This window comes from Photobacterium galatheae (assembly GCF_000695255.1).
Lineage (GTDB): Bacteria > Pseudomonadota > Gammaproteobacteria > Enterobacterales > Vibrionaceae > Photobacterium > Photobacterium galatheae.
The window spans coordinates 21,477-45,396 of the sequence record NZ_JMIB01000045.1 but is presented as its reverse complement, the minus strand read 5'-3'; the positions used below and the strand labels follow the sequence as shown (position 1 = coordinate 45,396).

The 23,920-nt window shown below is 47.4% G+C and carries 33 protein-coding genes and 1 pseudogene; 24 read left to right on the top strand and 10 right to left on the bottom strand.

The features are described 5' to 3' along the window. Position 1: 1 nt before the first annotated feature. The 5 genes from EA58_RS20180 to EA58_RS21195 all read right to left on the bottom strand — a co-directional run bounded on the left by EA58_RS20180 (position 2) and on the right by EA58_RS21195 (position 6,013). Positions 2-1,075: a beta family protein gene (locus EA58_RS20180; protein ID WP_036757289.1), complete on the bottom strand. Its 1,074-nt coding sequence runs from the start codon at positions 1,073-1,075 to the stop codon at positions 2-4. Between the two features lie 98 nt (positions 1,076-1,173). After that, entirely contained in the window at positions 1,174-2,031 is an 858-nt protein-coding gene (locus EA58_RS20175) for a hypothetical protein (protein ID WP_036757287.1), read from the bottom strand. Between the two features lie 146 nt (positions 2,032-2,177). Then, positions 2,178-3,020, bottom strand: a complete 843-nt coding sequence (locus tag EA58_RS20170; protein ID WP_036757285.1) for an HNH endonuclease — start codon at positions 3,018-3,020, stop codon at positions 2,178-2,180. 72 nt (positions 3,021-3,092) lie between these two features. After that, positions 3,093-5,375 carry an nSTAND3 domain-containing NTPase gene (locus EA58_RS20165; protein ID WP_036757283.1) on the bottom strand — a complete coding sequence of 761 codons (2,283 nt, stop codon included), beginning with the start codon at positions 5,373-5,375 and terminating at the stop codon, positions 3,093-3,095. After that, complete coding sequence (locus EA58_RS21195) at positions 5,372-6,013, bottom strand: phage repressor protein CI (RefSeq protein ID WP_051642295.1); 642 nt, start codon at positions 6,011-6,013, stop codon at positions 5,372-5,374. The genes EA58_RS20165 and EA58_RS21195 overlap by 4 nt, the downstream gene beginning before the upstream one ends. Before the next feature lie 97 nt (positions 6,014-6,110). On the opposite strand from EA58_RS21195, the gene EA58_RS20155 reads away from it, so the two are divergent. The 7 genes from EA58_RS20155 to EA58_RS20125 are packed head-to-tail and all read left to right on the top strand — an operon-like array spanning position 6,111 to position 8,467. Continuing rightward, complete coding sequence (locus EA58_RS20155) at positions 6,111-6,326, top strand: hypothetical protein (protein WP_036757282.1); 216 nt, start codon at positions 6,111-6,113, stop codon at positions 6,324-6,326. Between the two features lie 40 nt (positions 6,327-6,366). Next, positions 6,367-6,915, top strand: a complete 549-nt coding sequence (locus EA58_RS20150; protein ID WP_036757279.1) for a phage regulatory CII family protein — start codon at positions 6,367-6,369, stop codon at positions 6,913-6,915. 10 nt (positions 6,916-6,925) lie between these two features. Continuing rightward, positions 6,926-7,213 (top strand): hypothetical protein, encoded by a 288-nt coding sequence (locus tag EA58_RS20145; RefSeq protein ID WP_036757277.1) that lies wholly within the window; start codon positions 6,926-6,928, stop codon positions 7,211-7,213. A gap of 27 nt (positions 7,214-7,240) precedes the next feature. Beyond that, positions 7,241-7,624: a hypothetical protein gene (locus EA58_RS20140; protein WP_036757274.1), complete on the top strand. Its 384-nt coding sequence runs from the start codon at positions 7,241-7,243 to the stop codon at positions 7,622-7,624. Continuing rightward, positions 7,621-7,827 carry a hypothetical protein gene (locus EA58_RS20135; RefSeq protein WP_051642293.1) on the top strand — a complete coding sequence of 69 codons (207 nt, stop codon included), beginning with the start codon at positions 7,621-7,623 and terminating at the stop codon, positions 7,825-7,827. The genes EA58_RS20140 and EA58_RS20135 overlap by 4 nt, the downstream gene beginning before the upstream one ends. Then, complete coding sequence (locus EA58_RS20130) at positions 7,824-8,234, top strand: hypothetical protein (protein ID WP_036757270.1); 411 nt, start codon at positions 7,824-7,826, stop codon at positions 8,232-8,234. Before EA58_RS20135 ends, EA58_RS20130 begins: the two co-directional genes overlap by 4 nt. A 2-nt stretch (positions 8,235-8,236) precedes the next feature. After that, the gene (locus EA58_RS20125; RefSeq protein ID WP_051642291.1) at positions 8,237-8,467 is read left to right on the top strand and encodes a hypothetical protein; all 231 of its coding nucleotides are present in this window, start codon (positions 8,237-8,239) and stop codon (positions 8,465-8,467) included. 59 nt (positions 8,468-8,526) lie between these two features. Here the strand turns inward: EA58_RS20125 and EA58_RS20120 are convergent, their stop codons facing one another. Beyond that, positions 8,527-8,994 (bottom strand): hypothetical protein, encoded by a 468-nt coding sequence (locus EA58_RS20120; RefSeq protein WP_036757268.1) that lies wholly within the window; start codon positions 8,992-8,994, stop codon positions 8,527-8,529. A gap of 352 nt (positions 8,995-9,346) precedes the next feature. Between EA58_RS20120 and EA58_RS20115 the strand changes: the two genes are divergently transcribed. Both EA58_RS20115 and EA58_RS20110 read left to right on the top strand, forming a co-directional pair. After that, complete coding sequence (locus tag EA58_RS20115) at positions 9,347-11,644, top strand: rolling circle replication-associated protein (RefSeq protein ID WP_152548133.1); 2,298 nt, start codon at positions 9,347-9,349, stop codon at positions 11,642-11,644. Positions 11,645-11,828: 184 nt separating this feature from the next. After that, a complete protein-coding gene (locus tag EA58_RS20110; protein ID WP_036757264.1) occupies positions 11,829-12,032 on the top strand; it encodes a hypothetical protein in 204 nt (67 codons plus the stop codon). 16 nt (positions 12,033-12,048) lie between these two features. On the opposite strand, the gene EA58_RS22240 is transcribed toward EA58_RS20110, so the two are convergent. Then, positions 12,049-12,306, bottom strand: a complete 258-nt coding sequence (locus EA58_RS22240) for an Ogr/Delta-like zinc finger protein (RefSeq protein ID WP_235199662.1) — start codon at positions 12,304-12,306, stop codon at positions 12,049-12,051. 45 nt (positions 12,307-12,351) lie between these two features. Then, a pseudogene (locus EA58_RS22235) lies at positions 12,352-12,483 on the bottom strand (ogr/Delta-like zinc finger family protein); the annotation flags it as partial. 307 nt (positions 12,484-12,790) lie between these two features. Here EA58_RS22235 and EA58_RS20105 point away from each other — a divergent pair. After that, positions 12,791-13,057, top strand: a complete 267-nt coding sequence (locus EA58_RS20105; protein WP_036757262.1) for a hypothetical protein — start codon at positions 12,791-12,793, stop codon at positions 13,055-13,057. 75 nt (positions 13,058-13,132) lie between these two features. On the opposite strand, the gene EA58_RS20100 is transcribed toward EA58_RS20105, so the two are convergent. Next, the gene (locus EA58_RS20100; RefSeq protein WP_036757260.1) at positions 13,133-14,152 is read right to left on the bottom strand and encodes a phage portal protein; all 1,020 of its coding nucleotides are present in this window, start codon (positions 14,150-14,152) and stop codon (positions 13,133-13,135) included. Further along, positions 14,149-15,930, bottom strand: coding sequence for a terminase large subunit domain-containing protein (locus EA58_RS20095; RefSeq protein ID WP_036757258.1), 1,782 nt, complete (start codon positions 15,928-15,930; stop codon positions 14,149-14,151). The genes EA58_RS20100 and EA58_RS20095 overlap by 4 nt, the downstream gene beginning before the upstream one ends. A 176-nt stretch (positions 15,931-16,106) precedes the next feature. On the opposite strand from EA58_RS20095, the gene EA58_RS20090 reads away from it, so the two are divergent. The 14 genes from EA58_RS20090 to EA58_RS22230 all read left to right on the top strand — a co-directional run bounded on the left by EA58_RS20090 (position 16,107) and on the right by EA58_RS22230 (position 23,917). Beyond that, complete coding sequence (locus tag EA58_RS20090; protein WP_036757316.1) at positions 16,107-17,033, top strand: GPO family capsid scaffolding protein; 927 nt, start codon at positions 16,107-16,109, stop codon at positions 17,031-17,033. Then, on the top strand, positions 17,033-18,034 hold the full coding sequence (locus tag EA58_RS20085) for a phage major capsid protein, P2 family (RefSeq protein ID WP_036757256.1): 1,002 nt from the start codon (positions 17,033-17,035) through the stop codon (positions 18,032-18,034). The genes EA58_RS20090 and EA58_RS20085 overlap by 1 nt, the downstream gene beginning before the upstream one ends. A 15-nt stretch (positions 18,035-18,049) precedes the next feature. Further along, positions 18,050-18,769: a phage terminase small subunit gene (gpM, locus tag EA58_RS20080; RefSeq protein WP_036757255.1), complete on the top strand. Its 720-nt coding sequence runs from the start codon at positions 18,050-18,052 to the stop codon at positions 18,767-18,769. Between the two features lie 106 nt (positions 18,770-18,875). Continuing rightward, positions 18,876-19,289, top strand: a complete 414-nt coding sequence (locus EA58_RS20075) for a head completion/stabilization protein (RefSeq protein ID WP_036757253.1) — start codon at positions 18,876-18,878, stop codon at positions 19,287-19,289. Then, on the top strand, positions 19,289-19,771 hold the full coding sequence (locus EA58_RS20070) for a phage tail protein (RefSeq protein WP_036757251.1): 483 nt from the start codon (positions 19,289-19,291) through the stop codon (positions 19,769-19,771). The genes EA58_RS20075 and EA58_RS20070 overlap by 1 nt, the downstream gene beginning before the upstream one ends. Then, complete coding sequence (locus EA58_RS20065) at positions 19,749-20,414, top strand: hypothetical protein (RefSeq protein WP_036757249.1); 666 nt, start codon at positions 19,749-19,751, stop codon at positions 20,412-20,414. Before EA58_RS20070 ends, EA58_RS20065 begins: the two co-directional genes overlap by 23 nt. Positions 20,415-20,436: 22 nt before the next feature. Further along, entirely contained in the window at positions 20,437-21,558 is a 1,122-nt protein-coding gene (locus tag EA58_RS20060) for a DUF2586 domain-containing protein (protein WP_036757247.1), read from the top strand. Next, positions 21,558-22,007, top strand: a complete 450-nt coding sequence (locus tag EA58_RS20055) for a phage protein (RefSeq protein WP_036757245.1) — start codon at positions 21,558-21,560, stop codon at positions 22,005-22,007. The genes EA58_RS20060 and EA58_RS20055 overlap by 1 nt, the downstream gene beginning before the upstream one ends. 9 nt (positions 22,008-22,016) lie before the next feature. After that, positions 22,017-22,238: a TraR/DksA C4-type zinc finger protein gene (locus EA58_RS20050; RefSeq protein ID WP_036757243.1), complete on the top strand. Its 222-nt coding sequence runs from the start codon at positions 22,017-22,019 to the stop codon at positions 22,236-22,238. Continuing rightward, positions 22,235-22,657: a DUF5675 family protein gene (locus EA58_RS20045; protein ID WP_036757241.1), complete on the top strand. Its 423-nt coding sequence runs from the start codon at positions 22,235-22,237 to the stop codon at positions 22,655-22,657. Before EA58_RS20050 ends, EA58_RS20045 begins: the two co-directional genes overlap by 4 nt. Before the next feature lie 5 nt (positions 22,658-22,662). Next, complete coding sequence (locus tag EA58_RS20040; RefSeq protein ID WP_036757239.1) at positions 22,663-23,187, top strand: hypothetical protein; 525 nt, start codon at positions 22,663-22,665, stop codon at positions 23,185-23,187. Next, positions 23,188-23,472, top strand: coding sequence for a hypothetical protein (locus tag EA58_RS20035; RefSeq protein WP_036757237.1), 285 nt, complete (start codon positions 23,188-23,190; stop codon positions 23,470-23,472). Then, positions 23,469-23,732: a putative phage tail assembly chaperone gene (locus EA58_RS20030; protein WP_036757235.1), complete on the top strand. Its 264-nt coding sequence runs from the start codon at positions 23,469-23,471 to the stop codon at positions 23,730-23,732. Before EA58_RS20035 ends, EA58_RS20030 begins: the two co-directional genes overlap by 4 nt. Positions 23,733-23,773: 41 nt before the next feature. Then, positions 23,774-23,917: a DUF6890 family protein gene (locus tag EA58_RS22230; protein ID WP_412177953.1), complete on the top strand. Its 144-nt coding sequence runs from the start codon at positions 23,774-23,776 to the stop codon at positions 23,915-23,917. Positions 23,918-23,920: the final 3 nt, after the last annotated feature.

Here is a 23,920-nt window from a genome sequence, read left to right as displayed (position 1 = left end):
GTCAGCTTAGCTTACTTAATTGGTCGACAACTAGGGTAATATGATGGTTGTTGCCCACTTTCCTCCATGTTGTCGCATTTCCACTTGAGATATCTCCTTCAGCTCTTAAGTAGATATATTTGTCACCCCAGCTAAAATCCTTACCTTTATATTTCCCCGTTGCTGCAACAAGCCGTTGACACAGCTCTTTGGTTTGATCCCAGCCGTAGTCTCTGGCTGAGCGGCCTTTTGAGAATAACCAGTTATGATCTGTTGAGTATCGTATCGATGCTGCAGCATTCATCTTTCTTGGGTCTGGTTGGTCACTTCCATTGACATCTTCAGTTTCAACACCGATAGAGTAATCACCAAACGATGGTTGTATGCGGAATTCATGTTCAGAATAGACCTTCTGCCAGATATTCCATTCAAGCCGAGGTACTTCATATAGCTGATCGTTAGGGATGCCCGCTTGGGTTTCAGGATACGAAGACGCTGCGATAATAACAGTTCTCCAGGCATCTCCCTGACTGGCTAAATTTCGAAATGCAGAAATAGCAACCTCATAAGACCAAGTTTCATCGTCTATGTTGCCAAGGTCAATTAAGATATCGACTTCATCTTGTTCTAGCCAGAATGATTCCGCTAGTGAATTTAAGTCAACTTCATTATCTACAAGTGCTTGAGCTTTGATGCGAAGGCAAGCACCTAGTTCAGTGTTTCGTTGAACTGCATCTGAATATTTCTCACTGTAGAGTGGAGAGTATACAGGTATGATTTTCCTGCCTTCAGAATTCGCTAATTCAATACATGTATCAAGTGGATGAACTGAATCGTCTGTGGCATGTTTATCAAGTTTATTTACATCGAGATATACAGGGGATTCAACTTTCCATGCTTTTTTTAGATTTGTCCCGAAATTAGTTAAATGCTGTGTGAGGTTTTTCTTATAGCAGTTATTTTCAAAATCCCAATCCATATCTGGGTAGTCAATGATTGGGCTGATAGCGGCCTGAATTTCTTTTGGCAGTTCTCTAAGAGCATGATGCTCGCCCTGTTTCCACTTAAGAATGGGGTAATAACGATGTTCGTTCATAATTAACCTTTGTCACGTTGTGGTATGTAATGCGCAGAGACAATGCAATCTGTAGCCCTACGCGCTTCATTCCCAAACCGCAGAGTTAATGTAACCTCTTAGGAAAATTCTTTTTCTCTATAGTTGATGAAATTCATGTACTTAGGGAAGGCCGAGCGAATGATTGGCTTTCCATGTGGTGAACGTCCTACCACACCAACTACAATGAAATGTGAGCCATGAAAGCGTGATAAATCTTTCATGTGATATTTGTCCATCAGGTCTTGCTTGAGGTCTGATGGAACATAAATACTTGGTTCTCTTTTTGTTCCGTAGTTTAGCCAAACAGTCCCGTCATCTAATTCTTTGTAGTTGTTAATCTCACCCCAGAAGATTTTCTCTTTCTGGTAGTGTCTTTCTTCAATGTAAGGCACCTGAACTAATTGATCTCTTAGCATCCCTTCAATTAACACACGTCCAGAATCAGCAACAATTTTTACTGATTTTCCTTCGCCATAAAGTTCATTACGAACTAAGTAGCTGAGAATTTGCCGAAGCGATTTCTCCATCGGGTAACCTGACTTCCCACCAATTTCTATTGGTTTTGGTGATGGTTCCCAGTTATGTGGTGGGGCATCCGTTTTATCATTGTCGACAGATTTTTCAATTTGCCCGTGCTTAGTTTTATCGAGGTTAATGAAAATATCGGCTGATTTGTTATCACCGTTTTCGTCTGTTTCAATGCCCTCCATGTCTTCGGCTTCTAAAATCGAAGAGGCTCTATTACAACCATCTTCATGGTGGGAACCGAAGCATGCTGTTCGTTCAACCCCTTTAACCGTGGTAAACCCCTTGGTAAACCAGGCTCTTTTTCGGCATTCAATACAGACGATGAGACCTTCATACTTCTCGGGGTCAGCGATGAATAGCTCGGGGGTACACCGGCTACCATCATGCGTAAATTCAACTTCTAGCATGGTGATCTCAAGGCAATGTGTATGCACTGAGTATTACTTGGATTTGTTGCAATGGTCAATGCTTGAACTGTGCAATATGTAGCAAAGTCCTACAATTTGTAGGGATAGTTATGACAAGTTAGGTTCACAACGATTGCAAAAGCTTCTCACCCCTCAATCCCCACCAGTTTCTCAATCAAGGTTTGGTTGAATGCGGCTGCGTCCACGGCGTAGTGGGCGCGGCGGTGGCAGGTGGGGCAGAGGGCGATGACGAATTTGGGATGATCGGGGCCGCCGTCGGCGAGGCGGTGGACGTGGTGGGGCTCCAGGTAGGGGCCTTTTTTTGTTTCAAATGGGGCGGGGGTGTCGCAGCCTTCGCAGTTGCCTTTTGCTCTGGCCTTCACGTATTTCTTCAATGCTTCAGAGCGGTAGTAGGTGGCGACCTGGCGGGTTTTGGTATCGGCACTTGCAGACGATATGCTCAACGCTGCCTTGCGTAACTCGGCTAGGGTTTTGAGTTTTTTCAGTTCTTTCTCGATGGGTTTTTGCGCTTTTGAAACGTCGGCCACTTCAGGTAAGTGATCGGTGTTCGCTTCCACTTCATCTTGGCTGTGCATCATTAAATGGAAGATGAACGCGTTGCGCATGGTGCCGTGCGTGTCGGGCCGTTGTTCTTCGTGGTAGCCAATGCAATCGGCCGAACCGTTGTAACGCACGTAAGCTTTGCGCACATACTCGAAGATATGAATGGTGCGGCCATCTTTCATGTTGTTCAAAATGGCCTTGTTCCCGCGCACCATTTCCATGTCGCCTTCCTGGCCTTCGCCGGTGTAGTAGAAAATGCCATCGTCGCCGAAGTCGTCGGCATAGCCGTGCTTCTCACCGCCATCACCGGTAAAAATGAAGATTGCATCCAGGCCCGAAGGGGTCGAGATTCCGCCTTGGGCCTGGCCTTTGTACACGCCATGGATTTCTGACTGGCGGTGGTACTCTTTTCCTACTGTGAACATCAAAAAACCTTGAATACTAATAAAGTAGCGTTAATCATTTTAATAATGATTAAAATTAATTGCGAAAATCTGCTATCCAATTAATTTGTTGAATATATCATCTATTTCTGTTTCATCAATATCATCTGAAACTTCTTCATTCATCCCATTTGTCAGCTCATCCGCATAATCTAAGTTTGATTTTAGTTTATAATCAATATCATAGCTATTGATAACAGTGTATCTATCAACCCCTAATTCTTTTAAATCAATAGCTATATTAGAAGTAAATTCTTCAAATAGATCCTCTAATTCCAACTTTGCTGAATATTCAGAATCATCTGGGAACATGTTATCTAACATGCAGCTATCTTCAACGAATGATTCAAATTCATCGTATATAGATTCTTCAATACTAAAGGAAAGTTCACGTAGAATTTCATTGTTATCTTCTTTATCGAAATGGACTATAAGTTTTGAAGTATATGATAAATCATCCATAGTGATTGAAGTTTTAGAACAGTTTAAAAGAAAGGTTATTTCATCTTCTTTTGGAATCAAGTTTTCACTGCAATTTAAAATTATTTTGAAGAAATATTTGACGTCGGTTGGATAATAGGTTGAAAAGTCTCTTCTTTTAATGATGTTTAAAGCCAACTCTAAGTTTTTAGCATTGTATCCAGAGTTTGTTATCAGTTCTGATAATAAAAAGTTAAAATATGAGTCACTTACATGAAAATCTTTTTCTATTATGTTTCTAAGTATACCATCTAACACTGAAATGTATTTTTGTTTTGCATGCACTTGGTCGAGTTTATTCTCCAATAAATTAGATAATCTTTTTATATAAGTTTTGTTTGGATAACAAGAAAAAATATTTGACAGTAACTCGTTATTATTAATGTGTTTGTTTATTATGTAGTCACTTAAAGATGGGTTGAAAACAGTAATGTTAACTGATTCGTAAAAATGTTTATTAGATACAACTCTGTTTAAAAATGAACCAAGGAGATATTTAATAGAATCTTCATAGGTGTTAAATGAACTTTCAAGCTTCAATTTCTCATCAAGTGTTTTTATTTTATTGAACGAATCCTTTAGTTGATTTTCTTCCAGTCTTGAATGAGAGAATGCAACAATACAAGTTAATATTTTTAAAGAATGTGGTTGTGAAATAAAACTGTTATGCCAAATGTCTTCGGGGTTTGTAAGACTTCTTAATATGTAATCTAGATAATCTTCCTCAGAATTTTTATGGACTTCGAACCTAGAGTTGTCTGTGATGAATTCAATTATTCGAGGGTTATAATTATTATGGTTTATGATTGTATGGTAAAGCTTTCTCTCAACAAGAGATGTAACTTTATTTTTGTCTAAATCTGAATGATAAAGGTGGTTGAATAGCATTCTTGACTTATCAATTTTGGATAGTTTATTTATTGATAGTTCATAGTTCTGTATGATTTTAGAAGCGTGTTGAAATTTTTCTGAATGTAATTTTTTTTTGTTGAGAATAATACTTCTTGATGTTAAAACAAACTTTTTGTTGGTTTTGTTTTTAATTCTTTTAATGAATTTTATTATTTCTGTGTCTTCTCTTTCATTCTCCAAATCTAAATAGTTTTGACCTAAAAAATCATCAAAATAAAATATTTGTTTTTGTTCTTCATTGTATATTTTTTTTGCATTTCTAATGTCTGTTCCAACGTCACATAATTCATATCCATCGAGTACATAGTTGAAGCATATATTTTTTGCTAAAGTTGTTTTGCCGATCCCGGGTTCGCCATTAATAATTAACGTATTTTTATTTTCTAATATACTTAATGCATCTTGATGAGACTTAGTTTCTACGTATTTAATTGACTCATCATAAATTTCTTGTAGTGTAAAATCACTATCTCCGTATATATCATTGTTTTGAATTATAGAAATTGTATTAAAACTACACAGCCATAGCTTATAATGCTTCCTTTCAATTTCTGGATTGCTTTTTATAAATTTTATTATTTCTGTACCACCGATGATGTCTGAAGTCTCTTTAATGCAACCAGAAAATGCTGTAAGTATCTTTTTTTTGTTTTCATTTGATAATTCTTGAGATGTAACAAAAATATATCTATCTGCATTTAGTTTTCTAGCTTTGTGGACTTCTTTTTTTTCAATCTCACTTATAAGATTTCTGAATGGGCTTTTGATCCAATGCTTTGCCTGAATTATTCCTTGCTCAATATTGAAACAGTGGAATTTTCCATCTACACCTTTGTCTTTACCACTTTTAAATACTTCAACATGGCAATTAAAAAGTTTGGATACTATATCAGCAGCTAAATCTTCAAATTCTTCACTGTTTAACCTGTCTAAGTAATAACTCATTTGGCATTGTCCATTTTTACTTGAAATATTACTCTACCTTGAGGTTTTATATGTTCAGGATCGACTTCTACATCCCTACCATTCAGTACCATGAACACTGAACCATTTGGTAGCTTATGAAGTTCACTTACAGTTGTGATACCGGCATAAGAGACTAAGAATTTGCCAGCAATCACTTTGGTGTCCGCTTTATCCACATAGATTTGTTTACCTGAATCCAGGACAACGGCCAGATCTTCATGTTCAGGCAACTGGGCGATGAAGCGTAAATCTAGTGTCAGTGGTTCCTGCTTGTGTAATTCGCCGCCCTTGAGAATGAAATAAGGGATCTTTTTTGTTGGTGTTTCATCTGTGTCTTTACTTGCTGTTAGCTGTCTTGAAGGGCCGTTTTCGTACATTTCGCCTTCGCCAAGTAATAGCCACTTGAGTGATACCCCAGTTTTCAAATGTACACGTACAACCACTTCAAAAGGGGTTTGCTCACGCTGATGCCAAGTTGAGATCGTACCTTTGCCTACCCCAAGTACTTCAGTTAGTTCTTTAAATTCCTTCAGACGTAGCGCCTTCACTAATCTTGAGGTCACAGTTTTCCCACCGTCATACATCGGAGGGTTTATTTTTTCTTGACTGAAACTCATATGTAGATCTACCATTCATACATCGGTATATGTGTTCGGGTTTGTATAGCAGCAAGCTGAACACAGTTGAACGACAATAACTTGTAAGGATACCACCATGAACAATTCTTCAATAGTGTTCAATGCACCACTTTGTCCCTTTGTCACAGTTCAGAAATTCTCTGAAATCTCAGGCATTACCATCGGCCAGGTGAACAAAATGATTCACGAAGGCCGGCTGCCCATCCGTCCGAAAACCCCAGGCAAGCCAAAGGAAAAGCCACTCATCAACATGGTGGCTTTATCGAATGAAGGCGCTGACGCGATTTTCTAATTAAGTCATTTGAATATATCGCCAAGGGCAGGACGCCACCATGTTTGCAAATGCACAGTCAAAACACTCGGCTTTTTACAGTGCCTGCGTGGCATTCAGCGATGCGCATGTCATTAAAGAACTGGCGGCGCGTGTCGGGCTGAACTCGCAGCAGCAATGCAACAAGCTGGATGTGAAAAAACCGAAACATCATTTGTACGCCACTGAAATGATGCTGCTCACCAAAGCCACGCGTAATCCGGTTACTGGTGAAATGGATACCCGCATGATTGAAGCCTTGCTGAAGGAAATCGATTTAACCGTCGCGCCACTCCCGGCCGAGGAAAGCAACGCGCCGAAGAAGTCGATGAACGAGCGCTTGCTCACCATTTCCGCGGCCACCGGTGAAATTTGTTCGCATACGCTGGCAATGAATGCCACACAACGCATCAACCAACGCACCAAAGACCAAGTGGTCAAACGCGCGCAGCAGGCTGTTCGCGAATTGGTGATGCTGATGAACGAAGTCGAGGTCAAGTTTCACGCCGTCCCCGTGCTTTCCTGTGCTGTCGATGCACTGGGTTCGATGCCAATGCCTGGGCTCAGTTAAGGAGGCCGTGATGGGAAACACCGCAGAGAAACTCAATCACTCGCGCCCAGCCAAAGATTCAATTGCCTATTGCCACGAGTTGTTCGGCTGCAAGAGTTCGCTGGGGCTGAGTTACGACAATTTGGCTGAAGACGTAAAACGCACCTTGTGCTTTTCCGCCGGGTTGAAGCAACGCCACGTTGACATGAAGTTACACGAAATGACAGACCTGGAGCGGGTAGAGCTGCACCGGTCGATCAATACACTTGCCGATGCGCTTAAGCCGTTCGCGCACAAGGCGTTCCGAGATTTTCAGTAGGCCACAAGGCCAGCTTGGGAGGGCAACATGAAAACAACGCAACGAAAAAGCGAACTGGTTATCAGAGCAGAAGAACTGGCAAACAAATGCGAAGCTTTCGCGAAGTCGCTTAAGCCTTTGAGTGACTGTGAAGAAGTTGTTTTAGAGATCTTGCGATTGGCGATGTTAAACCGAGAAGTCATTCATATCTTTCCGTCTTATTACCCGCATGTGAATGACTTTGACATTACGGTGCTTCCGAAAACTGAATCGTACGCTAGTGCCTCACAACATAAGCTTTATGAAAACTCGGTCAAATTAGTTGATTGCAATGGGAAGAGTGACAGTGCGCTGAAGGCGTTACTGGCTATTGAAGACAAGTTGTTGGAACTCATTGCAGAAGCAAAAGACAAGCAAGAGGTGGCAGCATGAGCCAGTTTACAGCCATTGAACTGATTGAGTTACTTCGCGATCGGTTGAAAGAGTCGGCTGATTGTATGTCTGCCGATATTGAGAATATCCGCCGTAATGGGCTTTGTGCTGCCGACATGATTCGAATGATTGAAAATGCGCGTTATTTCGTGAGTGAGGCTGATGTTTTTCTGGCTGCCAGCAAAAAAGAGGTGCCAGCATGAACAAGGGCCACATGATGGTTGCTGCCGATGAGTTGAAGGAAGCCTTTGTTGATGTGGGCTTTCCCGGTTCGGCGGTTGATGCCTTCGTTACGATTTTCGAATACGTGGAAGATGCCACAGGCGAGTGGTTTGCATTGGATGCGGTAAAAGCGCAGTCGTTCCACTTGGCACACGATATGGCATTGCTGACGCTTGATGATGTTTTCACGGGCTGGTTCGCGTTCTGGATGTGCGTTTTCAACAGCGCGGAACACGGTAGCATGGAAGAGTTTCAGGCCATGGGTGCGATTCGTGGTTTGTTCTTCATGGCGGGCCAGTACCGTCAGGTTACGCTGCCGGCAGCAATTCAAACCTGGTGGGAACAAACGGCCGACATTCACCATAACCCAAGTTTGAACGAGGTGTAATCATGATGCGTTTCTTTGCAGTGGTGATTTGTGCCGATGGCGGCATTGTTCGAAATGAGCAAACCGGTGAAGTCATGAACATGGAAGTGGGCGAGTGCAGCAGCCGAAACGAGGCGATTGATCAGGCTTGCCACATGTTCGAATGCCGTCATGTGAGGAATGGTGTGTTGCGTCGTAACAGCAACGCCGGCGGTTTGTTAGTGGTGGATGCACAGGAGTTGGTGACGATATGAGTCGTGGAGTGTATCCGGCTAGCTATAAAAACAACGCCCCAAAAGGGGCGTGGGTTCATTCACTCGTTTCCGGTTCGTTTCAATCGTTCGCCAACAAATCGAGCCATGAAGACTTCGAAGCGGGAAAGAGTTTTGTTGGATACATCCAACCCCATTTCCATGCCGGCCCGAATGAAGGCGATGTTGCTGAAAGAAAGCAGTACGTGGTTATCCAATTCTTGAATCCGAAAGTATTGATCGCGTCGTTCTTTTACATCGAGATCCGGAGTCAGCAATGCAATGTAGCGTTTTGCCTGGTTATCCGACTGCACAGCCTTCAGCGTTGGTTTTACCGTGAAAGTAATCACGGACAACAAAGAAACCAGTGCGCCAGCCATTCCGGAAAAACCAACTCCGGCAAAAATGGCGGAACCCAAGAATATTTGAGTGATGGCCATCAAGGTATCAACCCGGTTAAAGAACATCGCATTCAATTGTTCTATGCGAATGGAATAACGAATATCAAATTCTGTATTGGTGTCGTTCATATTAATTCAAATTATCTCCATCTGGTTTGGGTGGTGGTAGTGATTCACGTCTGTGATGGAATTTGTCTGAATCGTTGTGAAATAAATAAGCTCTGATTTCTGACATGTTCTGTCTCCTCGCTAAGAAAATTTGTTTTGGTCGAACAGAAGCTTAGCGACGTGTGCCAGCGACGACAATGGGCCGTCATCCCCACGATACGGGGAACTAATTCAATAAATATAGAGTTGGCCTTTCCTGAACAACATTGAACATTATTGAGCAATATTTAGGGTTCAGGCGAATTTCTATTGATTAGAAAAATAGTGCAAAAAGTTTTTCAATTTGCGTGGTATTCGGCTGGGAGGTTTCAACGTGAGTTATCAGATAATGAATTGTACCGAGAATAATCTCGGTTTTTTTACGCCTAAAGAAGTTCGACTATTTACGGGCGTGATACCTGAACAAATTTCAAAAGCCAGTTTTTTCTTGGAAGGCCATTCAGATGATGAGGCGTTGAAACGATTTCTCAGTTATCGCGGTCCGAAACTTCCACCTGAACTGGCCCCGCAGGGCCGCCCGGAACGGGCGGGGAATAGTAGGCTAGTCCAGCGGCGCAAAAGTCCGACAAGGGAGGACTTGGCGAAAGAAAGCGCGCAGAAGGAGCTGAAAAAGAGCAAGCAACGTCTTGTAAAATGGAAAGATTTATTCCGAGATGGGAACGTTCAGTATGTCACGCCGTTCGTGCCATCTCGGGTGAAGCCAATCGAATTGGATTGGAAAGATCGCCCGCTGGAGCACCTGAAGCATTTTGGCTTTGTTGAGAATGCGCCTGTAATGGCGAGATTTCTGCATCGCGATTGGTCGGGTGAGTACCGCATTCGGTTGGAATCGCAGGCACGGCCATCGGAAGCACCGCCTGCTCAAGGTGGTGATCGGTTTACCGAGGAGGTTACGAGCGGTGCAGTGCGTAAAATTTTTGAATCTGGCGCGTTTGTTCAATCAACTCGCGATGGGTATTCAACCTTCATCACACTGACATTCACGCCAGAGCAGCGCGAGCGTGTGCTTACCCGTCGGCCGCAGTCTAAGAACCGCACAAAGCCGGGGCAATATGGTTCCATTGTCGTGATGAGTCCACATGGCCGAGAACCGTATCGCGTGAAAGCAGAAGGCGCATTCACCTGGCTGGACGATATGGGCAAAGCTGGCGAACTGGCGGTGATCAACATGGCACCCATCAAGGGCACTGGCCGGCTCGATGTGCATGGCCATGAAATCAAAGACATCGGAACGCCGAGTGTTCGTGCATCAGGTCCGTGGACAAAGATTCGTGAGTACGCACCGGATTCTTCGATCGGTAATGAGGTCAGTCGTTTTCTTGATGGTGCGCAGAAAATGTATCAACGCGGTTGGATTCCCGCATTTCGGCCGGCGAGGAAGAAACGAGGCAAATCGATCGTCCAGCCTGCTGGCGTGAAGTGTGGTGAGGTGATCGCAGATGGCCCGTTCACACCCATTCGAAAAGGCGATCAGCAAGACAAGCTGGGTCAGAACCCAAGGTGGAAAGAAAAACCAGGCAAGGGATTACAAAAAGTCGCGGTACCGCTGGATTATTGCTGGGTAGCGGAAATGCCGGCGAACGAGCACGGTGAACCAAACCCGCATGTGCATGTGTTGTTCCGTTGGCGGGTACCGAAATCCTATTTTCATGCCTGGGCCGGGCGGCTTGAAGGGTTGTGGGGGAATGGTTTTGCAAAGATCGAGAAAATCAAACATGCCAAAGCTGGTGCAGGGTATTTAGTGAAAGCGGTGGGGTATGCGGCCAAAGGGCGAGACGGCAATCAGGGCTTAATTCGTGGTAATCGTTATGGCATTAGCGCTTGTGCCAGGGCGCCGGGTTGGCATGAGTTGGCGAGTTTTCAGGCCGATAATATGGCAGCGATTATTGCCGAATTAGAAGAGAAGTTGTATCGACGTAAAGTCCACCATGAGGAACGGGAAAAGCGAGCGTTCTTTAAGCTCAAGGAATCGAAACGCCAATATCAAATCACCAAGAACAGTAAACAGCTGAGTGAAGAAAGGCGAGCCGCTCGGCTGGAGAAACTAAAAGCCATGATGTTGCAGCAAGATCAGGAAATTGCAGCAGCAAAGGCAGATAAACATGCTACTGGTGTAATCGCTTCGGGCCATTATCAGATCACTTTTACGGGTGAAAACGCTTCGGAGAAATTCGACCGCTTTCTCGGCTGGGCGGTAAATAACCGGCAATGGCAAGCGAATGCACGAAATGAACAGTTGAAAGAGGAATTAGAGCAAGAGAAAGCAGCTTTGATTGCCAGCATGCAAAAGGAGTATGCCGAGCTTCAGGATGATCTAAATCTGGATGATAACCAGATTGAGCGGCTGCGCGTTCTGCATTTTGCGTTGAGGGAAGTGAATCAGGATATCGACTATAAGCGCATGATGCGGCTTCAGATGGCGAATACTTTACGTCAGCAACGAAGCTATTGGCGTAATTTCGCCGATACCTTGCCTGCCAAGCGCACGAGTTTGGATTATTGGTCGTCATTTTTGAACCGCTATGAGCTCAGTGAGCCGCCAGAAGACCGGGATTTGATGTTGAGCCTGCAACACCAGGATGACTTGTTGTGTGTGCGTAAAGCTGCCTGAGCGAGGATAGGGAATGTGTTTTAATGCCCTGGCATTGAAAACGCTATCAGAAAAAACGGTGGCAAAGTGCGCATCTGACTCATAAAAATCAGTTGCTTGTAGAAGTTTTTTGTTTAAACAGCTGCATACCAAGTAAAACCACTGTATTTTTATACAGTGCTTTAGGGCTAGGAGTACTGTTTACATGACACGTTCTATAAGCTGGCAGGCGATCGACTTCATTGTCGAGGCACTGGCGGCCAACACATATGGTGACGATCGAACCAAGGTAGGCATTTATTTGGTTGGATTGGTGATGAAGGATAGAAAAAAGCCAATGGAACCAGAGCAGGCAGAGATGGTGAAAAGGTTATTGGCGGAGGCTTCGGATATTCGGAACGAATGCTAAACGGCCCGTTCCGGGCCTAAATAAGTGAAAGTTGCTGGTAAACTTGTTGGGTTTGCTCTGGAGAAAGTGAGCGCACAATGGCATGGACTAACTGGCCCGTCGATTTAGACGATGGGCTTAGGGTATGTGAAAAGCCCTGCGACATGACAAAGCTGTGCCCACACTCTGGATTTTTGCACTGGCAGTACATATCGGCACAATCAATTGTGAGGCGGTTGGTTTTTTTTATAATGGCCCGTTCACCACACCCACAAAAAATGCGGCTACCTCGGATAAATGGGGTAGTCGTTGTTACTTTTGATTGCTTCAACGTGTGTTTGTAACTCGCAATGCTAACAAATGTATGCCCGCAATAGGGATCCCTGCAGGAACAGGAAAGCTCTGCACCATCATCAACCGCTTTACTCCTGCTGATAATCGCGCGCTCACCGCATTGGCAATAGATACGCATGGTTTTCCTAACTGGCTGACTGATAGAGTCATAGTAAGAAATGACTGTGTTTTTGTACAGTGGTTGTTTGTGTTTCTACACTTACTTCATTTTATTCAATGAATAGGGAAGGTCGGTCGCATTTCGAAGGCAGCATAGAAAGTAATACTTATTGGCTGGTGATGAATGAAAGTGGAAAAAACAAGCTCGCATGTGAAATCAAAATTATATCTCAGAGTTTTGTATTTTGTGGTTTTATATTATTTCTTTATTTTTTTACCCCCTTTAATTGTTGATTACGGAATAGATGATATGTTCAGCATGGAACATGCTGCTTGGTTATTTGGGGGCTTTCTTTGCAGTATTGGGTACCCAAGCATATGTCTATCGTAAACCAAGGTTTGTGAATAGATTGGTTCTGGCGTTCATGATTATTTATAACTCTTTCATTGTCACTTTGATTGCACAAGTTGCCTCGTATGATTGGAAAAGCTTGATGATGGGGATGTCTGTTGTGGTTTTTTATCCATCATTTTATCTGATGATCTTGCATTGGCTCAATATTACAAGAGAGAAGTCGACACTGAAGTCTTGATTAGCTTTGGGAAGATGTGCATTAGTTAATTATTTACCTATATAGTTACGCAATGCACATATTTTGGTGTGTTGATTAGGAAGACGATGATTCAACTTGTATGTTGAACTGGAGCTGTAAACTTTTGCCTATCTCAGGATCAGAGTTCACTTCATCCATAATCAGTTCACACACGGGAATCACTTCATCTTTTGCGTACTCGGTACCGACCTTGACCGGGTCGCCCAGGTTTGAACCGGGTTGAGGCACTAAGCCACCTTTCGCGCTGGGGAATCGGTGGCCGACCAGAATGTCTTGCGCGGTGATGTTTTTGATCCGCTCAAACTCGTCTTTAGTAGCGATATCGCCAACCGGAATCAGTTGAATGCCTTTTTCTTTCCCGTTCGGGATGTTCACAAACATACTGCGGAAGTTACCCACGCCTTTGCTGCTGGCGATCTTCTCTTTGAGCATTTCTTCGTCTTCAGCACTCAGGTTCGGGTCAGTCGCGTAGAAGATGAATCCCATGTGGGCACCGTTCATGTAATAGCGCCGGCGGAAGAGTGTGGCGTCTTTGTTGAGCAGGCTGCTTTGAATACTGCCCAGGTAATCCGGTAAGCCATAGATTTGCTGTTGGGGTTCGTACTGGGGCAGAAAAATCACGTCTTTCTCTTTGTAAACGCGCTGTTTCTCGTCACGTTCAAGGATGACGAAATCGCCGTTTTTGCGGCGTCGCAAGTACATGGAAGGTAGTGGGTGTAAACCGACGACTTGGCCGAATGCATTGCGTAGTTTCAGCAATGCCGCATCCCCAAACATGAAGTAGTCACGGCAGAACGCCTGAACAAAACGCCGGCGAAGGCTGCCACCGCTTTTAAAGCGGCCAGCCACATAGTTGGCGCGGGCAATGAGTAGGCTACCGTGATAGGCATTTGCATTGGCAATTTGGGCCAGACCTTGACGCGAAACAGGCGGCTCCCAGAAATTGTCTGTATCGTTATAGAAAAGTTCATTGTATTCAGTGAGCCATCGGCTTGAGTCGACCGGCTCAGGTGAGCTGTCGATATGGTATGCAGAATTTGGGGTTGTTGTTTTGGTGGTGAGTGCCTGTGTCATGCTGCGGTCGCCCAGGTTGATTTACGTTTATTGGAATGGTTCAGCGGTTCATTGATCAGCGCATGCGCAATGGCCCAGAAAGCGTCAGCATGTCCGGTGATTTCGCTTCGTTCAGCTTTGAATGTCATGGCATTACCGCTGCTTGTGGTCACGCGTTTAATAGCCATGAATGCCATGGCGATGTCTTTATGCTCGGCATCAAACTGCAGACGATTGGACTCAATGACATCAATCATCTTCATGACCAGGCGGGTTTTATTCTCGGTGCTGTAGTGAATTGCAACCGCTTCACGCGGGTGTTTCTGGCTGATCAGGTCCCATACACCGCCGCCGATCCCGGTGGTATCGACGCCGATGTAAGTGACATTGAATCGCTCAAACACTTTCTCAATTTCTGCGACATGGTGCTGGAAGTTCAAGCCGCGCCAGTAATACTTTTCCAGCACTCGGAAATTCTCTGGCGCGACGATAGGCGGCGCGATAACGACGAGGCAAGCATTGTCACGGGTTCGGCTGGGGTCGTAGCCCAGCCAGACTTCACGGTTGTCGAATGGCCTTGGGTTATCACGTTTAAAGTCTTGCCAGTGCGCACTGTCGACCATGCAGCGTTCAAGGTGGTTAAACTTGAATACGCTTTGAGAACCATCAACAAAGATACACATGAAGAGGTTATTGAAATCATCTTCGCTGTATTCGTCGCGGAGCTCGTCGATATCGAACAGGCCACAACCGCCGTTTGCAGCATCTTCAATTGTGACGACGTAACGCCATTGCCTGTCCGGACATAACCGGCCACCGTCGCGGTATTCCTCGAACGTGGGGAAATCCAGCTTTTCGCGACTCGCTTTGCCGCTTTTCCAGCTGTCACCGGTCCAGAAGGGATAAGCCTGATGAGTTTTGGCGGATGGGGTCGAAAAGTAAGTTTTCCGCCACTTCTTGTGAGTCGCCATGGCTGACGCAAGCTTGTTCAGCTCATCGAACTTAGGGATCCAGAAATATTCGTCCACATACACGTGGCCGTGATAACTCTGCGCGGTTTTGCTATTGGTCGATAAAAACCGCAATTCTGCGCCATTCGACAGCACGATTGGGTTACCGCTCAGCTCAATATCCAGAAACTCTTTGGCAATGGCTATGATGTAGCTGCGAAAAACTTCGGCCTGTGCGCGGGAAGCAGAAAGGAAAATCTGATTGTCGCCTGTCAAAATGGCGTTTTCCAGCGCCTCACCACTGAAATAGTAGGTTGCCCCAATCTGACGCGATTTCAGAATATTTCGAATACGCTGATGAAGGTTGTCACGCATCGTCAGCTGGTATTTGAATAACGATTGATGCCAGTCTGCAAAGTTGGCTTCGCTCACGTCGTCGACATTGTTTTTGGCCTGTTTGCCTTTCTTCTTATTACTTTTTTCGGTGGCGTTGGCTGAGCGTTGAATGCGCGGTGTATCCGCTTTAGTGCTGCCGGAATCCGATTGTTGCGCTTGCTGTTTGTCTGCCACACGCATCTTTTTCAGCTTGGTGTGGTGGTTAATCAGCCGGTCGAGCATGTCCAGTTGGTTACGGGTGGGATCAGGGATTTCCAGTAATGCCTGGATGCGGGATGCAATGGCTTCATCAACCGTGTGCTCGCGCAACATATCCCGCCAGCCATATTTATCAGCCCAGTAGTAAATGATGCGTTCATTACTGAGGCCAAGTTCGGCAGCGATATCTTTTGGCGTCCATGCCTTCAGGTAGAGGGCTCGGGCGGCTTGTCGTAGTTCAGGAGAATATGCCATGCCGCAATCATACGCGGCGGAATGACTCAATTGAGGCACTTAAATTCTGCTGGCTTCGGAACCAACTTCTATCCGAATTCCTTAGAAATCAATTGCATGAATCTGGTTACTCAAAGGCGTACGCTTTGCTGTGACTGATACGCAAAATGACATTTTCACTGACGGAATCGGGATTCATGAGCAAGCAGACTGGTTGGGTAATTGTGGCAACTGAAGGGGCAACCGTAGACGGGCGCACCATTACAGCCAACTGGATAAAAGACATGGCTGAACAGTATTCGACAGAAGAGTACACGGCATTGATTTGGCCCGAGCACTTCCGTTCATCCTGGGCACCATTTGATGGTCGAAACTGGGGCACGGTAGATGAGGTAAAAGCTGCCAAGTTCAAAAACAAGTTGCGACTGTTCGCGAAGCTGACCGCGAATGACTTCCTGCTTGAATCCAACAAGCAAGGCCAAAAGCTGTTTACTTCCATTGAAGCGAACCCGGATTACAAGGGGGAGGGCCGCTGTTATCTGATGGGGCTGGCTGTGACTGATTCACCGGCCAGCTCTGGCACTACTCGCTTGAAGTTCTCGATTGGCGAACAGACGCATGAACATGAATACAGCCAACTGGAAGAACTCAATCCAACCGATTTTATCTCGACTGATGATTCCCGTAGTTCCATTGCTCAGGCCTTTAAGACCATCGGCAATTGGTTCTCTAAAGGTGGCACTTTGCCAGAACTCTCAACGGACACACACGACGAGGAATACGACGTGAATGAAGAACAATTGAAAGCCTTGCTGGCAGAGCAGCTTCAGCCTTTCAGTAACAAACTGGATGCTCTGGAGCAGAAGTTTGCTGATACGGGGCAGCCGCCAGAAAGAGAGCAGCCTGAAGCCGAGGGTAGTGAAGGATTGCCATCTAAAACTGAAAGCAATCAACCTGCGGCGCCGAATTTCAGCGAACTGTTTTCCGCCGAGTTGCAAAAGCAGCTAAAGCCGATGACAGACAAGCTGGATGGCCTGGAAAATAAGTTTAACGCGTTAGCGCAGGAAACACCGGGGCAGCGTCCTGCGGGTGAAGGTGCTGGCGAAACGGTGGAGGCGATTTAATGCTGAACGCACTTTCATCTGAATATCTGGCGAAGTACAGCGATTCAGTTTCAAAAACGTATGGCACGACTGATCCGTCGAAGCAGTTCGCTATTACGCCGGTGATTGAAACCAAGTTGCGTCAGGCCATTTTAGAATCTGATGCTTTTCTGAACATGATTACGCACAACCCGGTTGATCAGATTGCGGGCCAGGTTGTTGATGTCGGCTCTGGCGGTTTACTGACTGGCCGCGTTAAAGATGGTCGGTTCCGCGCCAAGCTGGGTTTTGATGGCAACACTTATCAACTGGTTGAAACAGATTCCTGTGCATGTATTGCTTGGGAAACCATGACGATCTGGGCGAACTCCGGCGGGCCGGGTGAGTTCATCAAACTGATGAATCAGGCCAGTACCCGCAACTTTGCGCTGGATATGATTCGCGTTGGTTTCCACGGTACTCACATTGCTGAAACAACGAACCCGACGACTTACCCGCTGGGCCAGGACGTTAACAAAGGCTGGCTGACCATCGTCAAAGAAAAGAAAGCCGAACAGGTGCTGGCTTCAGCCAAGCTGGATGCAACTGGCGCGACAGCCGATGCATACAAAAATCTGGACTCTCTGGTGAATGATTTGATCAACACCACGATTCACGAAGTCTATCGCGAAAGCCCGGATTTGGTGGTGTTGGTTGGACGTGATCTGGTGTCTGCCGAACAGCATCGCTTGCTGGAATCTGCCACTGTGCCGACAGAACACAAAGCGGCACAAAGCCTGGCAAAAACTATTGCAGGTAAGAAAGCCTTCACACCGCCATTTTTCCCAGCAAAACAGGTTTGGGTCACGTCTCTGAAAAACCTTCAGATCCTGACGCAGAAAGGTACGCAATGGCGAAAAGCGCGTAATGAAGAAGACCGCAAGCAGTTCGAAAACTCATACCTGCGAATGGAAGGGTATGCGGTGGGCGACTTCAACAAGTTCGCGGCCATTGAAGCCGTGGACGTCATTGAACCGGCATAGGTGTAAGGACTGACCATGGCTAGCCCATTACAAAAACAACGCAATGCGCTGTTAGCAAAAAGCAGTTCGCAGAAAGTGGCTTCAGAAGTGAGTGAGGCCACGACGGATAGCCTGCATATCAAGCTGATTGAGTTGGAAGAAGACCGCCAGGATATGCGTCGCCGTTTTAATGCTCGTGCCGATCGGATTGCACATAAACGAGATGTTTTGATTCCGAAATACCGCGCTCTGGCTGAGCGCTACCTGGAAAGCGGGGAGCGGTATCAAAACCCAGTATTCACCAGCCTGGTGCTTTGGCTATTCGATGTGGAAGCCATGGAAACAGCATTGGATTGGTGCTTCAAAGCGATTGAACGTGAGTTGCCTACACCGGATTACATCAAGCGTGACTGGCCGACGTTCTGCGCAGATCAGGTGCTGGAATGGGCCGAGCGTGAGTCCGAACGCGGACACTCGATTGAGCCTTATTTCAGCCAGGTATTTGAAAAGGTTCGGCATGAGTGGCGTTTGAACGAACAAGTGAATGCCAAGTGGTTCAAGTTCGCAGGCTTGTTGTTGCTGCGAGACGGCGAAGGCCAGCCACGTGCGGCCGCTGTCGGTGATATTGAAACACTTGAAACAGCCAAAGCATTGCTCGTCGAAGCGAACAAGCAATACGACAAAATCGGCGTCGGCACCATGCTGACCAAAATTGACCAGCGTATCAGTGCGCTGAAGACCGGGAAGAATTTGTAAGACTCCCAAGCCGCCGCGCCTCGGCTGACGAGGATAGGGCAGCCAACAGGCTAACCCGAAACCGTCGACTCAGTGGCTAGAGGCGCACTAATTGATAGGGAATGTGATGAGCTTTGGCGGACGACAGAATACAGACATCAATACACCGGTATCTGGGAATGGCTGGCCGGACTTAAGTACCGAAGAGTTTCGCAAAGTTCGTCGTATTCCATCTGTATTCGATGAACTCTCAATTGTGATGGCGCTGGAAGCAGCCGCGCTTTATGTGCAGGGGCAGTTGAGTGATTTGCTGGAAGGTGGTGAGCCGCCCGAGCTTTCAGCGCCATCGGTGTACAGGCGTGCCGTTTACAGTAGAGCACATGCCGATTTGTTACCGGAGTTCGCGACTCAGGACCGTCGGGAAGTGGCTGAAAATGCGGCGGAAGATGCGCCCGAACAGGACGCCCGCTTTCGTGCCCAATCAACGAGAGACATCTGTTTGTTGCTGGGACGCAGCCCCAATGGTGTGGAGCTGATTTGATGGAAACCAAACTGCAGCACTTACACGGTTATCTGGTTGACAGCCTCAATGGGCTGGTGCACGAGGGCAAGATACACGCAACACAGGCAGGCGGCCAGGTCATCGTTGACGGTGAAGACCGAGGGAACGACGGCTTTAGAGTTGCCTACTGGCAGTACGATGCGGGGTTGCTCATTGAAGGGTTCCCGCACCTGAAGCTTGACCCCAAAAACCTGTTTGCGCTGCTGGCCTGCTGGTTGGATGAATACGACAGTGATCGGGATGTACTGGACGACCTGCGTGATCCTGAAATTGAAGTTGAAGAAAACAACGAAGCGACGGCTGATGTATTGATTCGGATTGCGTTTGCTGAACCGATTGAAATTGTCCCGGACGAAAACGGCCTGATTGTATGGAACCAGAACCGCTACAAAGTCAATCCGGTTGATATCTGGGTGGCTGAAGAAAGTGAGTTAACGAATGAAGCCGGTAATCACGCTTAATGCCAGCGATGCGGTTTCGGCAAGGAAGGCGCTAGAAGCGTTAGCGCTCTCTCCGAAGAAGCGATTTTGGCTACTGAAAGATTTGGGCCGCTGGGAGATTCGCCAGACCAAAAGCCGGATTCGCAGGCAAAAGGATGTGAACGGCAAGCCATTTGAAAAGCGTAAGCGAGGCGAAGAGCCAGTTTTACCCAGCTTCACTCACGGCATGGAGCCCTATGTTCAAGACCGGTTAATGCTGAACCTGACCTGGAAAAGTAAAGCAAAAGGCCAAAAAGCCGCAGCAAACCACCTTGGACATATAGAACACATGACTGCTGCCGGGCATATCAAAAAAATGAATAAGCGCGGTGAACCAGATTACGACGCCCCTGCCACAGATGAGCAGGCAATTGCCTTAAGGCGGTTGGGCTACAAGCTGAAACGCAAAGGTGGCGGTTATAACCGGCTGAGCAAGAGAAATATTGCCAGGCGAATGACGATAGGCCAGGCGGGCGTAATTATTCGCATGATGCGGACGGGGTCTAGAAAAGGTAAGCAGAGCTGGACGATAGAAAACCCACAACGTGAGTTTTTAGGAACATCAAAAGAACGTGTGCGTGCGCGACTGGTACAGAACATTGAAAAAGCCAGGCAGCGCAGATAACGACAAGCAAAGGATAGAGTAAATGGCAATCGGAACCGTTGATGTCAACAACCTCAACTTAGGGCAAGGCGACGTGCCGGAAATCGAGCGTCATTTGCTCTTTATCGGCAGTACGTCAAAAACTGAGCTGAAGGGCAAGCTGACCCATGTGTCTGCAGCAACCAACTTAGATGATGTGGTGGCAGATGATGCCCTGGGCCGCAATGTGATCGCTGCACAGCTCAACGGCAAACAGAACTGGACCGCAGCCATCTATGCGCTGGCAGAGGGCCAGACCTGGGAAGAAGCAGTCGATGAGGCGAACCTGACCGGCTCTTTCGAAGGCGTTGTGATTGTGGATGAAACCACAGACAAAGCCGGGTTTAACGACATGCAGGCCAAGCACACTGAACTGGTGAGCAAGCTGGGGCGCTGGGTGTTCTTTCTGGCTGCTGTGTCGGGCATTGATAAAGCGGCGCAAACATGGTCGGACTATACCGCCGCAATGGTGACGCTGGCCAAAGACGTAGCAGCCAACATGGTGGTGCCAGTACCCCAGCTGCATGGCAACAACATCGGGGTGCTGGCGGGCCGACTGTGTGACCGCAGTGTCACCGTCGCCGATACGCCCATGCGGGTGGCAACCGGCAATGTATTGGGATTGGGTGAACACCCGACTGATAGCAATGGTAAAGAACTGGATATGGCAACCATCATCGCACTGGCGACTGCCCGTTATTCCGTGCCCCAGTGGTATCCGGACTATCAGGGGATTTACTGGGGCGATGCCACCACACTGGAAGCCGCTGGCGGCGATTATCAGGTGCTGGAATACGTGCGCCCGGTGCACAAGCTGAACCGCCGGATTCGGGTGAAAGCGATCCGCCGGATAGGTGACAAAATCCTGAATTCTACCCCGGTTTCCATTGAGCTGAATCGCCAGTATTTCAGTGTTGATATGCGGCAGATGTCGAAGACCACCGAGATTGGCGGCCTAACTTTCCCCGGTGAAATTATGAAGCCGCGAGACACGGATGTGACGATTCAGTGGCAGACCAAAACCAAGGTGATCATTGGTCTGATGGTTCGCCCGCATAACTGCCCGAAACATATCGCAGTGAATATCGCACTGGATCTGACTAACCCAGCAGACACGGAGGCCTGATGAGAATTTCCGGAAAAAACATGCGCTTCAATCTGGGGGATATCCGATTGAGCGCACAGAAGTTCACCCTGTCGATTACCGATAACAGCGCGGTGTCCAAAACCAATGGCGTGCCCGATGGCTACGTGGACGGCGATGTAGAAGCGTCGGGAGAAATGGAGCTGACCACCTCGCAGTTCAACCTGCTGAACAAGGCCGCAGCCAATGCCGGTGCCTGGCGCGCACTGCCGTCATTCGATGCTATGGGGTACGGCAAGATTGATAAGGACGAGCTGAAGGTGGAGATGTTCGGCGTTCGCATCAAGATTTCAGACCTGCTCGATGTCGACAGTAACGGCGGCAGCGCCCTGGTGCACAAAATACCGTTCGATATTACCAGCCCGGATTTTATTCACATCAACGGCGTTCCTTACTTGCGTGCTGATGAAACAGATGACCTGGTTTCCTGAGGATAGCGAATGCCGGACGTATTAGATCATGCCAGTGCGATTGAAGCCAAATTCAACCAAATGGCGCTGGCCCGACAGCTGGATGCCGCGTCCCGTCAGGCGGGCAACCAGACCAGCGCGACAGAGTGCACGGAATGCGGTGACCCAATCCCGGAAAAACGCCGCCAACACATACCGGGGTGCCAGTACTGCACCCCATGCCAGGAACTCGCCGACAGGGGGAAGTTGTGACGAATTTCATTCTGAAACGCCGTTACTTTGAACACGGCACCTATGGAACGCTTCATCGTGAGGATGGCAGCAAAGTTTGCTGCATGGTTGAGCGCCCGTTTCTGAACAACAAAAAAGGGGAATCCTGTGTGCCGGAAGGCACCTATACCCTTTATCCGCATCAAAGCCCGAAGTTCGGCAACTGCTACGCACTGGAAGCCGAAAGCCTGGGAGTGACCCGGTACGGGCCGAGCCAGCGGACTCATATTCTGATCCACAAGGCTAACTCTCCCTCGCAGTTGCAAGGCTGCCTGGCTCCCGGTGTTGATTTTGGATTTGTCGGCAATGAGTGGGCGGTTTTGAACTCAACGGCAGCGTTTCGCAATCTGATGGATGAGTTGGCCGGAGCGCCTGCTGTTCTGACCATTCAAAAGGATTGAACGGCATGTGGGATAAAGTGAAACAGCTAATCGGCACCGCAGCGCCAATGGTCGGCACTTTGATTGGTGGCCCGGCAGGTGGCGCAGTTGGCGGACTGGTCGCCAGTGCGCTGGGTGTTGATAACACCCCGGAAGCCATTGAACACGCGATTAAAAACGACCCTGAGGCATTCCTTAAACTCAAACAGCTTGAGATGGAACACGCACAGGAGCTGAAACGCCTCTCGCTGGAAGAAGGGCGGCTGGCGATGGAATCCGCCCGAATTGCAATGGCAGATACCCAGCACGCCCGCGAGCAGCATAGAGACCACTGGATGCCGAGCGCTCTGGCAATTGCCATGGTCGGCATGGTGGCCCTGATGTTTACCGCGATGATGTTCGGCCCGCCGATGCCGGAACGCTATGACAGCGTGCTGATGATCATTGTGGGTTCTGTGCTGACCGCATTTTCAACGGCTATTGCCTACTGGCTGGGGAGCAGCAAAGGCAGTGTTGATAAAACCAAACACCTGAAAACCTCAGGGGGCTAGATGGAACCAGCTTGGGTATCGGCAGGTGTGGCTTTGCTGGCCGTGGTGTTCAGCCTGATTGCCTTGATATTCGGACGAACAGACAAAGGCCAGGCGACGGCCCGCGACCATGACCGCCGTATCCATGCAAATGAGCTGGCAACCGAGCGGTTACGCGGTGATGTCGCGGAAAAGTACGCCACGAAGCATGAGCTACGGGAAGCCGTGGACGATTTAAAAGACTCAATCAATGGACGGTTCGACCGTCTGGAATCGAAACTAGACAAGGAGCGGGAAATCGCATGAGCAAAACAATCACCCTGACCGTTGCAGGTACGGACGTCATCTTTCAACCCACCCCGGACCTGTATGCCGAATACATGGGCCAGGTGGCACAGGGCAATATTGCTGATGGCGCCCATAACTTCATCATGCAGTCAGCCAGCGATGACAGCAAAGAGAGCCTGCGTGGACTGACCGACAAAAACCCAGGTGCGGCCATGCAACTGGCTGGGGTACTGATGCAGGAATACGCGCCGAAAATTGCCATCACCGTAAAAAAATAAACAGCAAGGTCACTGCTCTGGATAACAGTGACCTTGCCCAGATGCTGGCATTTCGCCGTAAGTGGCTGCCGGGTGAACCGGATGATGAAACCAGCCTTGCTCAGGCCACATGGCTGGAGAAAAGTTATTGGAAAAACATGGCTGCTGTGATGGCCTCAAGTGTTAGCAAGGGAATAATTGGATAAACC